Consider the following 15,771-nt stretch of genomic DNA (forward strand, 5'->3'; position numbering starts at 1 on the left):
CATGGTCGGACTGTACCTCGGAGCCTTTGCTGGTAATGCTTGCTACTTATCTCTCTGAATCTGCTAGCATACACTGTGAGTTTATACTTCGGTCTAGAATAAACCGGTCATTCTCAGTCAGCAAAGACCATTATGGTGGCGACAGAGGGCCTCAACCTGTTTATCGTTAAAAACGTGGGTATTGTTATCCGTCACACTTAAGCTGGCTACCGTAGAGACCCGTATCGCAAGCAATTTGTCTCATTGTTCAGCGCATATGTATCAGAGGAGAGGCAAAATGACCGATATTTTCCAATTTATCAAAGGTTTACCCAAGGCGGAACTGCACCTGCATATTGAAGGCAGCCTTGAACCGGAGATGATGTTTGATATGGCGCACAGGAACAAAGTAGATATTCCTTTTCGCACAGTTGATGACGTTCGTTCTGCCTACAATTTTAATAATCTTCAGGATTTTCTCGATATTTATTATGCAGGTGCAAATGTTCTGATTGAAGAGGAAGATTTTCGGGACCTTGCCATTGCCTATTTTGACCGTGCTGCTCAAGATGGTGTCACGCATGCCGAGATATTTTTTGATCCGCAAACGCATACCGATCGTGGCATACCTTTTGATGTGGTCATCAATGGTTTACTTGCCGGTATGGCGGAGGCAAAAACCAAACATCATATCAGCTCAAAACTTATTCTGTGCTTTCTCCGGCATCTCGATGAAAATGCGGCATTCAAAACATTCAAGACGGCGGAACCTTGGTTTGACCGTATTGCAGGTGTTGGGCTTGATTCTTCTGAAATGGGACACCCGCCCGCCAAGTTTGCACGTGTTTTTTCTGCCGCAGGTGATGCCGGGCTCAAACGTGTTGCACATGCAGGGGAGGAAGGACCGCCTGACTATGTTCATCAGGCACTTGATTTGTTGCATATTGACCGGCTCGACCATGGCAACCGTGCACTCGAAGATGCCCATTTGATGACCCGTCTGGCTCGTGAGGCAATGACGCTTACAGTCTGTCCTCTCTCCAATCATAAGTTACGTGTTGTGGATGATCTGTCAGACCACCCACTGGATCGTATGTTGGCTAACGGGTTGCGGGCAACGATCAATTCAGATGATCCAGCATATTTTGGAGGGTATATCGGCGAAAATTATCGGGCAGTGGCTGCTGCACGGGGGTTATCTCGTACAGCATTGGCGGCTCTGGCTCGTAATAGCTTTCTAGGCTCTTTTCTTGATGATGAGGAAATTACAGAGAATCTTAAAAAACTGGATTCATTCTTGAAAAACCAATAATTTTTATATTGAGTTCACCTAAATAATGGTGATCCTTTATTCAAAGGGCTCATAGTATGAAGCGTTGTGGGAGGAGCCGCTCCTCCCACATAATGCCATATCCAGATTTCAATTTCTGGAAATATGGTGCCAGTTGAGAAAATGCCGATATAACTCTTGTCTGACATTTTTATAAAGTTTCAGGCATTACCGGGCGGATTATTTCACTGAAATTTTCCCACCTTATGCTGACTATCAGGGCGTGAATATCCGGAAGTCGGCAGCTTTATTCTCAATGTCATTCAGCCGGGTATTAAGGCGCTGCACAAGAGCCGTCAGGGGCAGGCGCACGGTGTGCCTGCCCATCTTGTTACCCTAACCAGTGCACGCGGCATGAATCTGACGATTAGTGATGCCAAAACCTTTGTCTGTGCTGTGTGCGATTTTGTGCAGGATGGAAATAGCGCAGGTCTTGCTGCCTATTCTGATACCTGTCTGGAGCGGATCTGGAATTATCAGGATATGCAATCTGGGTGATTGAAATGCTGCATGATGCCGGTGATGCCACCCTCGTCGGTTCTTTCCGTCGTGGGACAGCACGGAGTAGGCCACATCGTCTTCTGGCACTCTCTACAACCAATAAACTCTTTAGTGACTTTATGGCAGGTAAGGTTTGAAGTGGGATTTTTGTGAAATTGTCTGTTGTTTTAATCTGCTTTTGTGGAGTCATTCTAACAGGTTGCAGAAAGCTGCATGTAATATTAAGTTGCGCGGATGTTGGGCGCCGAATTCCTTATATGTCGTAGGTTGTCGGTAGGCTACAAAGTCTGTGGCCGTTCTGTTTTTAGGCGTGCTCCACCAATATAAATGCAGGCGCAGACAAAAGTGATCATGCTTCCTGCTTCCATGGCGAGTGTGAATGAGCCGGTATGCTGGATGATAAAACCGGTCAGTAAAGGTGACAGCGCTCCTCCGAGTGATCCGCCTACATTCTGGATGGCTTCCATGGTGGCAATTGATTCTTCGGCAACAACGATTGTGCCGAGTGTCCAGCTTCCCGTCATGGCAATGCCGGTGGCGAACAGGGCTATTGCCATACTGACCAAAGACAGAAATGTGGTGGGGCACAATGGTACGGCGGCTGTTGCTACGGCGGCAATAAGAAGACCTATAATGAGCGGCTGATAGCAGGCGCGCGAGGGCGTATAACCACTTTTTCCAAGGAGTTTGATAATAACACCGCCACTGAGGCTGCCAAAAAATCCCGCTAACTGCGGAATGGAAGAAAGAAAGCCAGCCTGTGCGGCATTCAGGTGCCGGACAGTCTGGAAGTATGTCGGCAACCATGCGGAATAGAGCCATTGCAGATAAATAATACTGGCACAACCGATAGCCAGCACCCAACTAACACGCTGAGCAAGGAGAAAAGTCAGTTCCTGTCTGGCGGTTTGTTGGGGTTTGGCGACGGGCTCATGTTCTGGCGTGGGGGACTTTTGGTAAAACATACCCCACGCAAGACCAAGAAGGATGCAAAGCCCGCCCAAGGTACAAAACATGGAGCGCCAGCCAAACTGGTGCGCAATAAGGCCCAGCAGCGCTGGCGCCAGCACTTGCCCCAGAGAAGAAGAGGCGTTGAACAGGCCGATCGGCACAGCGCGTTCTGCACTATTGTACCAAGCGGTTATGATTTTGGTCCCAACCAGAAACAGTGGTGCCTCACCTAACGCCAGAAGGCAGCGCGCCCCGACCAGAGTGCCAGCATTGCTCGCCCAAGCTGTAAGAAGTTGGGCCAAGCCCCAAACTACCAGACAGCCAGTCAGCAGAGGACGGGCCTTTATGCGGTCAGCAGCCAGTCCTGCAGGGATCTGACAGACCATGTAAATGGTCGCAAAGGATGATAGGACAAGCCCCAAGGATGTGTAGGAAAGCCCGAATTCTCTTGCTATGTCAGTATTGACTATGGCCAGAGCTGTCCTGTCCATGTAACTGACACATCCCGCTATAATCAGAAAAAACAGGACAATGTGCCGTGTCCATACTTGTTTTTTTGTGCGGTTTTACCTGTTGTCATGGACATGCGCACCTAACGAATTACAAGAGTTTAAAGACGATGATTATGTGTACAAATCAGCCTGAACGGGAGGTTGATGCGGGTTTATAAGCTGGGCATGGTGGAGAGTATTTGTTGCAGCCAGTTGGATATTTCATGCGGTTGAACGGAAGATTTACGGATCAACCCATCAAAATGGGTCTGCATTTGCAAAACAGTGTCCTGATCATTGAAAACAATATACTGGCTGCCTGCATAAATTGCAGCGCGTAGGCTGCCAAAGATTGTGTACGGGACAGAATGGTAGAGGCGCTCGTCAAACAGAAATATGCGTAGTGAGGGATAGAGTTCTGCCACGCGTGTGATCATATGTTCGATCTGGGCCCGCCGCATGGCCAGTGATAATCCATTCCACGGAAATGTACCTTCGCTTAGGCTGATAATGGCCTGAGTTGGCAGGCATATCTCCATATCGGAGCTTGTTCTACGGTTATAACCAAGGTTGCTGGTAATGCTCTGGATTGTCGTCTGATCGTAATGGCGCGCTCCCAGTTCCCACGCAACGACATCCTGAAGGCAAAGAATGTCAGGTAAATGGTGTGGTATATAACGTATTTTTAGCTCACGCGCTTCATCATGCCATTGTGTCAGCAGTGGAATATTATAATATTCTGAATTCTCGGCCATTTCTGTACGGCTGGAGTGGCTTGGAGCGGCTGTCTGTGCAATTCCGAGCAACCAGTCAACCGAAACGCCATACTGCAACGCAATGCGTGCAAGCGTATCGGCGCGTGGCAGGCGTACTGCGTCTGCTGTAAGTAACTGGCTCAGTGCTGAGCGGTCAATGCCAATACCTTCTGCAAATGCCGAGCGACTTTTGCCAGACGCCTGAATAAGGGAAAGCACGCGCTGCTGGAAGGTGACGGATATCAGACGTTTATCCATGCCTATTTAACCATTTTAAATCGTGTATAACGTGACATTTGTAAACATATTTTACATAACACTCATTGAAAAGATATTTTTTGCGTAAGAATATGTATTTTATGGAACGCGCAACAAATACACATAAAAATATGTTTAATTCGGGTTGGCAGGCTTTTATCCGGGCATCCTTGCCAGAATGGCCCACATGGCTTGCCATTGTGTTCTGTTACGGCAGTTGGTGGTCCTTGGGGTATTGGCTTTATCCTGTAGCCCCATGGGCTGCATTGGTCGGGTTGGCGATTGTTGTCGCATTCCATTCTTCTTTGCAGCATGAGGCCATTCATACGCATCCAACGCCATCTGCTCTATGCAATGAGGTGCTGCTCGGGTTGCCGCTGGGGCTGGCTTACCCTTACCGGCGCTACCGCGAAACCCATTTGCAACATCATGATGATGAACGCCTGACAGACCCTCATGCTGACCCTGAAAGTTATTATTGGGACGGAAATGACTGGGCAAAGCTGGGACGTGTCTATCGGTTTTTGCTCAGTATAAACCAGACTCTTCTGGGACGTTTGTTGCTGGGGCCGTTGTTGGGGAGTGTACGATTTTTTATTACGGATATGCGCCGTATTGCTGCGGGTAACCGGGGGGTGGCGCTGGCATGGGTTATTCACGCTATGTCCATTCTGATCGTTGCGATCATTGTGACGCGTGGCTTCCATATGTCATTCTGGCTTTACGCTCTTGGCCCTGCATACATTGGGACATCTCTTATTGGCATGCGCTCCTTTTGTGAGCATCGCTGGCATGACGCAACGGGAGGCAGAACCATTATTGTAGAGGGTTCACTGCTTTCTTTTCTATTCCTCTTTAATAACCTGCATAGTGTTCATCATCGTTACCCTGGCCAGCCGTGGTTTAGGATGCGCAAGCTATACTATGCAGACCGGACTGCGTGGCTGACTTTGAACCATGGGTATGTTTTTAAGGGGTATCGCGCAATTCTTTGGCAGTATTTACTGCGCGCCAAGGAACCGCTGCTGCACCCTGCGCAACAAACGTCTGGGGAAAAACACCAGTCATGAAATTTGTTGCCAGCATGACAATGTATGACCAACTGCAGGAGCGTGGTGCGCTGGATGCAACATGGCTTCAGTTGCGCGATGCTTTGCGCCAAAACGGCGTGCCCGCACCAGATGCACTTGTCCGTCGCAATGCCGATCTTCTGCCCGTGCCGGGAGGGATACGGGATGCCGCAGGGCGCCTGATTGCGCCAGATCCTGCATCTTTACCCCCGGATGAATTGGACCTTTCGGTTTTGTGGCGGCACCCGGCCTTGTTGTTTGGGGAAACATGCTGGGGACCATTACAGCATGGTTTGGACGAATTTGTGCATGTTGTTGCGCAGAACAGCTACGATGGACTGACGGGCGGGCAGGGGTATTTTTATCGCAGTGCACTTGTGGTGCTACGTGGGCACCATAACGCATGGGATGCCTTGCCAACCTCTTCTTTCAATAGTGTTCAGGCCATGACTGGGCAGCACTTTGTGTTTAACGACCGCGTGTCGCAGTCCGGTTATCTGTCTGTTGTCCGTGATTTGCAGGGAGTGGGAGCCTCTCTGGATGTCTGCTCCAGAACAACCGTAACGGGGAGCCACCTTGCCTCCATCATGCATGTTGCTAACGGCAGTGCGGACATTGCCGCAATTGATTGCCGGACATGGGCCTTGTTCCGCCGGGCAGACCCCATAACGGCTGATCGCCTACAGGTTATAGGCTGGACAAGGCCATCTATGGGGTTGCCATTTGTTTGTTCGCGCCACGTGCACAGTGCGCTTCGCCGAACGGTTGCTGCGGTGGCGCGGACTATTATGCTCCCCATTCGGTATGATTATTATGTGTAACCTTTGCGTGCCCCGTGCTGCAGCACGCCGGTCATGCTTTATCGGGCATGCGGTATGCTTTCCTTGATTTTTTATTATCAAAGAAAAACGTAATTTGCTTTAATAAACGAAACGTAAGTGTTGTTAAATAAATAACACTTAAAATGATGATATTGCGCGTGTATGGCGGCGTTCCGCCGCAACCGCCATCTCTCATACGTAAGTACGTCGCTGGAACCGAGGCAGGCATGGAAGTATCGACCCTGATCTATTTTGTAAGCCTCGTTCGCAATCATTCCGTGCATGATGCGGCTATGGAGTTGAGCGTTAGCCCAACAACCATAAACCATGCCGTCTATGCGCTTGAGCAGAGCGCGGGGGTTCCCTTGTTGCTGCGGAATGCCCATGGCCGGGAGGCTGTGCCCACAACAACAGCATATGGCGAAAGTTTTCATCGCACGTCAGTGTTTTTTCTTCAGTCCTGCCTGAGTCTTATATCTTCTGCGGATAGAGAGGGAAGCGCAGAGTTAAGCCAGCAGGACCTGCAGACAATAAGGCAGTCGGGCATAACGTTTAGAATGATCTCTTACTTCCTGCGTGTGTGTGATGCGGGCAGTATTTCCGCCGCGGCAAAAGGGCTTGCGGTTACACAGCCAGCACTCTCACGCCAGATTGGCAAGTTTGAGTCTGTTATGGGCTTTCAGCTTTTTGAGAGAACGCATACAGGCATGCAGCTGACTGCTGCTGCGCGGCCACTCAAGGACATATGCCAGACTACGGCGCTTTTTTTTGATCGTCTGAGACGGAACCTTAGCCTTGGATATTCCCGCGCGGTAAAGGACCTTAAGTTTGCAGCAATGATTCCATCGAGCAGTAAAAGTGCTTTGGCCTCCCTGCTGGCCGGTCTTATTCCGCTTTGGCACAACCGTGCTTATCAACCGTCCCTGAGCATCACAACAATTGTGGTGCCAGCCATTGTTGCGGGCCTGCTTGATAAAACCTACGATGTTGGCTTGGCAGATGTTATTGATGTGCCTGCAACATTGGATTTTCTTGATTTTGAAACATCGCCGATTTTTCTGGTTTTTGGAAAAACGGATCAGAAAATTTCCTTAAATGATGATCCGGCGCGCATTATAGCTGCGAGCACCATGGCGCTGCCAAGCTTTGGCACCGGAATGCGCTCTCTTACAGATGCGTATCTGGAGAGTGCAGCCGTGAGACCACGCGCTGTGCTGGAAACACAATCCATGTCTCTTATGCTTCGGCTTGTGGAAGACAACATTTGCTGTGCCATTCTGCCAGCCGGGTCGTTTGAATACCACAATGTTTTTTCCAAACAGTTGCCTAGGCGATTTTCGCGCACAACCCGCCTGCTATGGCGGCGCGATTATCGCAATATGGATGTCATTAGCCGTCTGACATCGGCATTGCAGGAAGTCCGCTCGGGTTCGCGATGTTGTTAAGAGCGCATGCCTTCCATTGAACTCTAGAACCCATCTATGCCCACGAAAGAAAAACACTATGGTCAAGACACGTATTTTTTTAACGGTATCAACCCTCCTGAGCGGTATCGGGTCTCCGTTGTTTGTTTATGCACAAAGCAATACGGCACCAGCGGTTATTAAAAGTGATCCGGAAAAACACGCAGAAAAAAATGATGGAAAAAAGAAAAATGCTGCAGACAATGTAGAATCTATTGCCGTTTTTGGGCATGGGTCTACCCGCCAGACAATGTCCATTGGTCGTGCCAGCATGCAGCAGAGTGTTCCCGGAACGTCTGCGCTCAAGGTGCTGAACGAACTGCCGGGCGTTTTATACCAGTCTGCTGATCCCTTTGGTGTGTATGAATATTCCAGTCAGATATTCATGCGTGGCTTCAGCCAGTCCCAGCTTGGGTTTACACTGGATGATGTGCCTCTGGGCGATCAGCAGTTCAATAACTACAATGGACTTGGCGTTACACGCGCTATTATTTCCGATAATATTGGCAGTGTGAATGTCTCTCAGGGAGCAGGGGGGATTGATGTTGCTTCAACGAGCAATCTGGGGGGAGCGGTGGAAATCCATTCCATGGACCCGTCACACAAGCGCGGCGGTGCTGTATCCCAGACATTCGGGAGTAATGCGACGTTTCGGACATTCGCACGGCTGGATAGTGGAGACCTTAATGAATCTGGCACGCGTTTTTCCGTTTCCTATGCCCGTCTGAACGGGGATTTGTGGAAAGGGCAAGGTTACGATCATTCCGATCAGGTCAATGCCAAACTCGTTCAGCCTTTGGCGCGGGAGTCATCGCTCAAGGTCTTTTTTGACTGGAGCTCGACCCAGCAGTTTGACTATCAGGACATGACCAAAAACTGGCTTTCTACCGCAGGGTCAAACCTGTCCAATTATTATCCTGATTATACTGCGGCCTATCAGGCAGCGCAGGGAACTTATCCTGCGCAGATCAGCAAGACCAACGATCCCAAGGATGCCGCTTATTATGCAGGGACAGCCAATAGGGTGGATTACCTAGGCGGGATTACGCTGGATGAAAACCTGACGTCAAACCTGAATTGGAAAACCACCCTTTATGGGCATGCGGATACAGGGTACAGCACATGGACAACACCCTATAAAGCCTCGCCCAATGGAGCGCCCCTGTCGCAGCGGGTGCAGCAGCCACAGGTTGCGCGTGGCGGGTTTGAAAGTGCTGTAACATGGAAAGTCGCACGGCACACGCTGAATGCCGGCGTCTGGTATGAATACGGAAACTTTGAAACAGGTCGTTATTTTTCGCAAGCGCCCCTTCTGGGGCAGGGCACGCTTGGTAACCCCACAAACGGTTTTCCGGGGGACAAGATATTCGCAACTGCATGGCATGAAGCGTTTTCGTCCAACACATTTGTTTTTCACATGCAAGATACCTACCGTGTGACAGATACGCTCAAAATCAATGCTGGTTTTAAATCCATGATTGTCAATGCTGGTAACAGCGTTCTGGCGCAGGATCAGGCAATTAACGGCAAACCTATTGCCCAAGGGCATCTTGAAGCCTCCAATGCCTTTTTGCCCCAGATTTCGGCCAACTGGCGTTTTCTGCCACATCATGAACTATTTTTTGATGTGTCACATAATATGCGCTCTTTCCCGGAAGATGGGTTTGCTACCAATATTTCGGCAAGCCCGTGGACAGCCTCTCAGGCCTCGTTTCAGGAAACCAAGAAAAACCTGCGACCGGAGACAGACTGGGTTTATGAAGGTGGATACCGTTTTAGTTCACAGTATATCAGTGCGTTGGCTTCACTTTACCGGATCAATTTTTCTAATCGTTTGCAGTTGATTACAAACTCGGCGGGCATCAATCCGATTACCGCAGTGCAGAATGTTGGCGGTGTTACAACCAACGGGGCAGAGGCCAGCATTACGCTGCGGCCCGTGCATGGGTTATCAATCTATAATTCGTTTTCGTACGCCCATTCGACTTATGACCAGAACGTTGTTACCTCCAATGGCCTGCAGGCGACCCGTGGCAAGCTGGTCCCCAATTATCCGCAGTTCATGTATAAAGCCAATATTGCCTATCAACTGGGCGACCTTAACTTGCATGTAGACGGATCCTATATTTCGCGGCGGGAACTGACGTACACAAATGACCTGCATGTGCCGGGCTATTTTTTAATGAATTTTGGCGCGCGGTATAATTTTGGCGATGCGGGGCCGTTTAAAGGCATTAATGCCAGCTTCAACATCTATAACCTAGCCAACAAGACGTATATTGCCACTACCAACGAACTGGGGAATAATTTTGTTAACACAGGTTACAATTATTTCCTCATGGGTGCGCCCAGACAGTTCTTTGGCACAATTAGCACGGCGTTCTAATGGCAGACTATTCTAATAGCCCGAGTGTTCTTCTGGTGCCCGGTCAAACTGCTATTGCTGATATCGAACGTATTGCGCTGGCCGGGGATCGGGTTCTGCTATCAACGCAGGCACTGGCGGCTATAGAGGCAGGTCATGCCTGCCTGTTGCAGCATATTGCTGCGGGTACAACGATTTATGGCGTCAGTACCGGGCTTGGAGCCAACGTGGACATACCGCGCCAGCCAGGAGCGGCGCATGCACAGCAGCACGATGTGCTCTGGGCACGTGCGAGTGGCACAGGGCCAACTGCGACTGACGCACAGGTCCGTGCCATGGTGGCTGTAAGGCTGGCACGGCTGGCACTGGGACGTTCGGGTATTTCTCCTGCCGTAGCAACGGCGCTGGTTGATATGCTTAATAACCATATTACGCCGGTCGTCCCGTGTGTTGGTGCCTTGAGTGAGGGAGATCTGGCACCAATGGCCCATATTGCCAGTCTTCTTACTGGCAAGGGCCATGCCAGCGTAGCAGGGAGGGGCAGGGTCTCTGGGGCTGAGGCGTTTGCCCAGGTGGGGCTGTCGTTGCCTGTTCTGGGCCCCAAAGACGGGCTTGCCCTTATCTCCTCTAATTCTGCATCCATTGGGCTGGCCTGCCTTAATCTTGGCAGTATCCGCAGACTTATGCGTGCGCATATTGCTGCGTTTGCTATGTCATGCGAGGGGTTTTGCGCAAACCTCTCCCCTTTTCAGCCGCAGAGTGTGCAGTTGCGCCCCGCTGCAGGGCAGGCGGAGGTCAGTCATGCTCTCCTTGGTTTGCTGGATGGGGGGGGCTTGCAGCAGGAGGGATCTGCGCGCCGGTTGCAGGACCCGATCAGCTTCCGCAGTGCTGCATCCATCGCAGGGGCTGCGCTGGAAAGTCTGCGACAGGCGCAGCGTGCCGTTAACCTTGAATTGTCTTCCAGCGATGACAACCCGGCCGTTGTGGCGGAAACAGGCAGCATTATCCCGAACGGGAACTTTGACCCAACGTATGTGGCGGTTGCGGTGGATGCCCTGCATCAGGCCCTTGCCAGAGTTGCTGCGGCAACCGGGGAGCGGGTCATGAAGATGATGTCTCCCTCAGTGTCTGGTCTGCCACGCTTTCTGGCTGAATCGGGCGGAGATGGCACAGGTTTTGCACCCGTACAAAAAACGGTTGCGGCACTGGTGGCGGAGATTGTGCATGATGCAACGCCTCTGTCCCCCGTGGTTATACCCGTTGCTGAGCGGGTCGAGGATTATGCTTCTCTGCTCTTTCCTGCCCTATGTCGTGGGCAGCGTCTGATTGCGCGTATGTATGAACTGACTGCCATAGAAATCATGGTAGCAGCGCGGGCCATTGCCCTGCGCCCCCCTGTACGTCTGGGGTGTGGCACTCAGGCGTTGATGGACAGGCTGGCGCCCTTATGCCCCCGCTTGCCGCTGGAACAGCCAGTGGCGGATAACATTGCCCTTCTTGTGCAGGCCATAGAACGCTCGGATTTTTTGGCAGACTTCAGCATTCTGGCTGATAACCTCTAGGTAATTCTGCTTCCTGTTGGTGCAGGATGGCAAAGAGTTTTTCAGGAAAAGTAAAAACATGACTGATGTCCAAATCAACTATCTTAATGGTGCAGATGTCGCCCGTCTTTCCCTCACGGACCACGAGATCATGGAGGCTGTGTCTGGCGCTCTTGCCGCGCAGTCCCATGGGCAGACAGTGGTTGAACCACGCGTGCATCTTGTGCCCGAGAGTTCTGACAAAGGTCATTTTAATGTCCTGCGTGGTGTTATTCAGCCCCTTGGTCTGGCGGGTGTTAAAATTGTTGGTGACTTTGTAGACAATTACAAACAGAATCTGCCGTCCGAAATGGCGGTGCTCAATCTGTTTGACCCCGTGACTGGCATGCCCAAAGCTATTATTGACGCAACACGGATTACAGACATGCGCACAGGCGCGATGACCGCACTGGGCGCGCGTTTTCTGGCTCCCAGAAATAGCCGTATACTTGGCCATATTGGTACACGCGGAACGGCATATTGGAATATCAGACTCCTTGATCATCTCTTTGATTTTGAGGAAATCCGTGTGCATTCCCGCAGGGCAGAAAGCCGGGAGGCCTTTGCACAGCGGCTGGAGCAGGATCTGGGTAAAAAGGTGACTGTCACAACAACGTGGGAGCCTGTCTGGACGGGGCGGATATTCTGGTAGAGGCCAGTCGGCTGCCAGAGCCAGCACCACTCCTGAAAACCGAGTGGGTTCGCAAGGGCGCATTGATTATTCCATACGGTACCATGAGCGCACTCGAACTCAGCTTGACTGACGTGATCGATAAAGTGGTGGTGGATGACTGGGGGCAGTGCGGTCCGGGCCGTCCATACGGTGCTCTGCGCCAGCACGTGGATCAGGGGAAGATCACGCGTGAAACTCTATATGCAGAGTTGTGTGATATTGTCGGGGGAAAATTACCTGGGCGGGAAAATGATAGTGAGACAATCCTGTTCTGGCACCGTGGGTTGAGCATTACCGATATTGCACTGGGTGCCGCTCTGCTGAACAAGGCAACCAGACTTGGTGTTGGCCAGAAGCTGCAGTTCTAAAAAATACGCTGCGTGCCCAAAAAACAGTGCGACCACATGATGGGCATAAAAAAGTAAGTGTGGCTGGTCCTTGTTTGTTGATTGGGCGGGCGGTGTGGGGCCATGCTTTTGTAGGGAGCAGAGGGTTCGCGCAACCAATGATTGAAAAATTCGTTTTACAATCATTCAAGTCAACTACGGGAATATCCAATGCCTCTACTTCATTTTCATGTCATCAAAGGTCGTAAGCCAGAAGCACTCCGCAAGCTGCTGGATACGGCGCATGACGCCATGCTTGAGGCCTTCAAGGTGCCTGCGCGTGATCGTTACCAGATTGTCTCGGAACATGACCCCGCACACATGGTAATAGAAGATACAGGGCTTGGTATTCCCCGGACCGATCAGGTCGTGCTGTTACAGATCACCTCCCGCCCACGCTCCAAGGAGCAGATAACCGCATTTTACAAGCTGCTGGCAGAACGCTTGCAGGAGCATTGCGGTCTGGCACCATCCGATCTTGTCGTGTCTATTGTGCAGAATTCGGATGAACACTGGAGTTTTGGGCTTGGCCGCGCCCAGTTTGTAACGGGCGAGTTGTAAAGTCTTCCTGTCTGGTGCAGTCAGAGCCGTTTTGATGCATCTGGCTGCACCAGTCCAGTCAGGGATTATCCCACCCGGCACGGAAGGCGGGGCTTATGGCAAGCTGTGTCTCAATGCTGCTCATGTGGCGGTGGGCATCAAAACAGCCAAGAGCGAACTCCACCGTGCCATCGCATTGTTTTGCATGCTGGCCTGCCACAGCGTTAAGCCAGTAAAGAGCCCCTTTACGCCGCTCGGCATGCTGCCCGCTTAGCCAACGGTTCCATTGCGTGCGTGCAAGTTGGCCTGCCTTGTAGGGAGCGCTGCCTTCGTCTGCAGTGGGGGAGGAGGTTAGCTGCGGCAGGTCAGGTGTCTCCGGTGGCGGTGGAGCCCCTGCAAGAATGCGCAGGCTCAGCGTGAGCGCTATAAAGGCCACAAGGCTTACAAGTGTGCCACGGATAATCCGTGTTTCGCGCTGTACGGCGGTTTGTGGTGTGCTGATTGCCGCCAGCGCTTTACTGGCTTTTTTTTCGCAACGTGCGGAGCAGTAGGGGGCATGGGCCTTGTCGTGTATGTCCCGTTCGCACCATGCGCAGTGTATGTTCATCCATGTCCCCGGCAGTATGCGCCGCTTGTCTGCAGGAATTGCTCGCGTGTCCGCTATAGAGCAGGGGGCAGCCCGTTGGCTAGCCCTTTAAAAGGCCCTGCAAACCCTGCCATGGCGGCAGGGCATAAAGGGCAGCATGCTGCGGGTTTGGGCGTTTGTGGATTTTAGTCTTGCAGGCGGTCCAGAACATTCTGGCGCAGGGTCTGCTGGCGTTGAACTTCTTCTTCACGCAGCTTGCGTTTGCGGGCGCGTTCTTGCGCCATATTCATGCCCAGATGGGCTTCTCCCTTTTGTGCTGCCAGTTGTGTCTGGCGTTCACGCTCGGCATGGCGTGCGCGGTTGACCGCACTTTGCGTGCCGTGGCAGTGGGGGCAGCTTACACCTGCCTCGTATTGGGGGGAGGTCTTGTCCTGTGGGGACAGGGGGGCACGGCAGGCGTGGCATAGTTCCAGATTGCCGGGCTTGAGCCCATGGCCCACTGTAACGCGCTGGTCGAAGACAAAGCATTCCCCACGCCACAGGCTTTCCTCCTGTGGAATGGTTTCCAGATATTTCAGAATACCTCCCTCAAGGTGGTAAACGTCCTCCAGTCCTTCGGCCTTGGCAAACGCTGTTGATTTTTCACAACGGATGCCACCGGTGCAGAACATGGCCACACGGGGTGTGCGCCCCTGTGCAAGTAATTGGTCCCGTTTTTGGCGGAACCAATCGGGAATTCACGAAAGGTTTTTATTTTCGGGTCCACAGCCCCTTCAAACGTGCCAACGGCCACTTCGTAATCATTGCGGGTGTCGATCAGAATGGTGTCAGGGTGTTCGAGCAGGGCGTTCCAGTCCTTGGGGGCAACGTAGGTGCCCACAATGTGGTTGGGGTCTGTGCCTTCCACCCCCATGGTGACAATTTCTTTTTTCAGGCGGACCTTCATGCGCAGGAACGGCATGGAAGGTGCGCGGGAAAACTTGACAACAATGTCCGCACAGCCGGGGAGCTGGCGTATGTGGGTCAGCACGGCCTCTATACCTGCATCCGTGCCTGCAATAGTGCCGTTAATGCCTTCCCCCGCCAGCAGCAGAATGCCTTTTACGCCGTTTTCTTCACAGGTAGCCAGCAATGGAGCACGTATGGCCGGGGGATTTTCAAAACCGGTAAAGCGGTAAAGGGCCGCCACACAGATAGGCATATCGGCGGGGTTGTCAGCAGTATGCGGGGCAGCAGAACGGGCAGTCACGGTATGTTCCTTGCAAAGGATGAAGGCGGTCCGGGCTCTGCCAGTGCACTGTGCTGATAAAATGCAGCAAACCGCCTGACAGGCAGGCCTCTGCTTTAGCTGGCGAACTCCCCTTCCGACAAGTATTTTCAAGTATTTTTTGCTACGTTTTTTATTGCTTTGGTGCGGGCAGATTGGCGGTAGAAAGCGGTTTTTTTCCTATTTTCAGGTAAATAAAGTGTAATCTTTCATAATATGGCATGACTCAATATATAACGGATGCGGAATGATGTTGACAGGCTTCAAACCCTGTCCTTATTCTGAAAATGGAACGAGTGATTCAATCCATTCAATATGCACCGCTTTTAACGGCAACAGTCAGGTTTGTAAGGAAAGGGCAGGAACACAGAGTAGTCTGTTGTTTTTTTATTTCACGTTTGGAATGGGAAAATACAGGCTTTGGTGTTTTGCAAACATTGGTTGATCCGGGTTTTGTAAGGTTCTGGAAGGATACGTGTTTATGAAAAAGATACCCTGTTTTCCTGCTTTTTTGTTTTTTGAACGTAATCCTGCTCGGGCAAGCTCCCTGTTTCCTGCGGGTTTTTAAGATAGCTGAAGAGGCAGAAGATGCTTGTGGCTGGTTATGATAAAGAAGAACTGACATGACAAATGAGCCTGAACAGCAAGGGAAGAAAGCTCAGCGGTATGATCTGGAGGTCGGTACGGCTGTTGTAGCTGGCGCTTTTATTGTTGTTCTTTTACTGCACGTGCTGGGCATATGGGGTCTGATTTCT

General features: G+C 51.4%; 14 protein-coding genes and 1 pseudogene. 10 read left to right on the forward strand and 5 right to left on the reverse strand.

The window, feature by feature from the left end; translation table 11 throughout:
* The first annotated feature begins 277 nt into the window (after nucleotides 1-277).
* Both JCM25146_RS13700 and JCM25146_RS22570 read left to right on the forward strand, forming a co-directional pair.
* Nucleotides 278-1,291 carry an adenosine deaminase gene (locus JCM25146_RS13700; protein ID WP_025828709.1) on the forward strand — a complete coding sequence of 338 codons (1,014 nt, stop codon included), beginning with the start codon at nucleotides 278-280 and terminating at the stop codon, nucleotides 1,289-1,291.
* Nucleotides 1,292-1,663: 372 nt separating this feature from the next.
* Nucleotides 1,664-1,807, forward strand: a complete 144-nt coding sequence (locus JCM25146_RS22570; RefSeq protein ID WP_159101999.1) for a hypothetical protein — start codon at nucleotides 1,664-1,666, stop codon at nucleotides 1,805-1,807.
* Between the two features lie 281 nt (nucleotides 1,808-2,088).
* Here the strand turns inward: JCM25146_RS22570 and JCM25146_RS13720 are convergent, their stop codons facing one another.
* Together JCM25146_RS13720 and JCM25146_RS13725 are read right to left on the reverse strand one after the other, a co-directional pair.
* Complete coding sequence (locus JCM25146_RS13720; RefSeq protein ID WP_369347515.1) at nucleotides 2,089-3,294, reverse strand: MFS transporter; 1,206 nt, start codon at nucleotides 3,292-3,294, stop codon at nucleotides 2,089-2,091.
* Nucleotides 3,295-3,425: 131 nt separating this feature from the next.
* Nucleotides 3,426-4,265 carry a helix-turn-helix domain-containing protein gene (locus JCM25146_RS13725; protein WP_025828715.1) on the reverse strand — a complete coding sequence of 280 codons (840 nt, stop codon included), beginning with the start codon at nucleotides 4,263-4,265 and terminating at the stop codon, nucleotides 3,426-3,428.
* A 131-nt stretch (nucleotides 4,266-4,396) separates the two neighbouring features.
* Between JCM25146_RS13725 and JCM25146_RS13730 the strand changes: the two genes are divergently transcribed.
* A complete protein-coding gene (locus JCM25146_RS13730; RefSeq protein WP_025828717.1) occupies nucleotides 4,397-5,335 on the forward strand; it encodes a fatty acid desaturase in 939 nt (312 codons plus the stop codon).
* Nucleotides 5,332-6,156: a phosphate/phosphite/phosphonate ABC transporter substrate-binding protein gene (locus tag JCM25146_RS13735; RefSeq protein WP_025828719.1), complete on the forward strand. Its 825-nt coding sequence runs from the start codon at nucleotides 5,332-5,334 to the stop codon at nucleotides 6,154-6,156. The genes JCM25146_RS13730 and JCM25146_RS13735 overlap by 4 nt, the downstream gene beginning before the upstream one ends.
* 31 nt (nucleotides 6,157-6,187) lie before the next feature.
* On the opposite strand, the gene JCM25146_RS22575 is transcribed toward JCM25146_RS13735, so the two are convergent.
* A complete protein-coding gene (locus JCM25146_RS22575) occupies nucleotides 6,188-6,385 on the reverse strand; it encodes a hypothetical protein (protein WP_159102000.1) in 198 nt (65 codons plus the stop codon).
* On the opposite strand from JCM25146_RS22575, the gene JCM25146_RS13740 reads away from it, so the two are divergent.
* From JCM25146_RS13740 to JCM25146_RS13760, 6 genes are all read left to right on the forward strand, one after another.
* Complete coding sequence (locus JCM25146_RS13740) at nucleotides 6,384-7,601, forward strand: LysR family transcriptional regulator (protein WP_025828721.1); 1,218 nt, start codon at nucleotides 6,384-6,386, stop codon at nucleotides 7,599-7,601. The genes JCM25146_RS22575 and JCM25146_RS13740 overlap by 2 nt on opposite strands.
* 58 nt (nucleotides 7,602-7,659) lie before the next feature.
* Nucleotides 7,660-10,005 carry a TonB-dependent receptor gene (locus tag JCM25146_RS13745; protein ID WP_025828723.1) on the forward strand — a complete coding sequence of 782 codons (2,346 nt, stop codon included), beginning with the start codon at nucleotides 7,660-7,662 and terminating at the stop codon, nucleotides 10,003-10,005.
* Entirely contained in the window at nucleotides 10,005-11,546 is a 1,542-nt protein-coding gene (locus JCM25146_RS13750) for an HAL/PAL/TAL family ammonia-lyase (RefSeq protein WP_081774882.1), read from the forward strand. The genes JCM25146_RS13745 and JCM25146_RS13750 overlap by 1 nt, the downstream gene beginning before the upstream one ends.
* Before the next feature lie 58 nt (nucleotides 11,547-11,604).
* Entirely contained in the window at nucleotides 11,605-12,216 is a 612-nt protein-coding gene (locus JCM25146_RS24650; RefSeq protein ID WP_199897758.1) for an ornithine cyclodeaminase family protein, read from the forward strand.
* Nucleotides 12,180-12,605, forward strand: coding sequence for a hypothetical protein (locus JCM25146_RS24655; RefSeq protein ID WP_199897759.1), 426 nt, complete (start codon nucleotides 12,180-12,182; stop codon nucleotides 12,603-12,605). The genes JCM25146_RS24650 and JCM25146_RS24655 overlap by 37 nt, the downstream gene beginning before the upstream one ends.
* A gap of 189 nt (nucleotides 12,606-12,794) precedes the next feature.
* Nucleotides 12,795-13,184, forward strand: a complete 390-nt coding sequence (locus JCM25146_RS13760; protein WP_025828728.1) for a tautomerase family protein — start codon at nucleotides 12,795-12,797, stop codon at nucleotides 13,182-13,184.
* Between the two features lie 58 nt (nucleotides 13,185-13,242).
* Here JCM25146_RS13760 and JCM25146_RS13765 read toward each other — a convergent pair whose 3' ends face one another.
* Both JCM25146_RS13765 and trhO read right to left on the reverse strand, forming a co-directional pair.
* The gene (locus JCM25146_RS13765) at nucleotides 13,243-13,770 is read right to left on the reverse strand and encodes a hypothetical protein (protein WP_025828731.1); all 528 of its coding nucleotides are present in this window, start codon (nucleotides 13,768-13,770) and stop codon (nucleotides 13,243-13,245) included.
* A 164-nt stretch (nucleotides 13,771-13,934) separates the two neighbouring features.
* A pseudogene (gene trhO / locus JCM25146_RS19585) lies at nucleotides 13,935-14,950 on the reverse strand (oxygen-dependent tRNA uridine(34) hydroxylase TrhO).
* Nucleotides 14,951-15,771: the final 821 nt, after the last annotated feature.

Origin of the sequence: Acetobacter okinawensis JCM 25146, from assembly GCF_000613865.1 — a bacterium.
Lineage (GTDB): Bacteria > Pseudomonadota > Alphaproteobacteria > Acetobacterales > Acetobacteraceae > Acetobacter > Acetobacter okinawensis.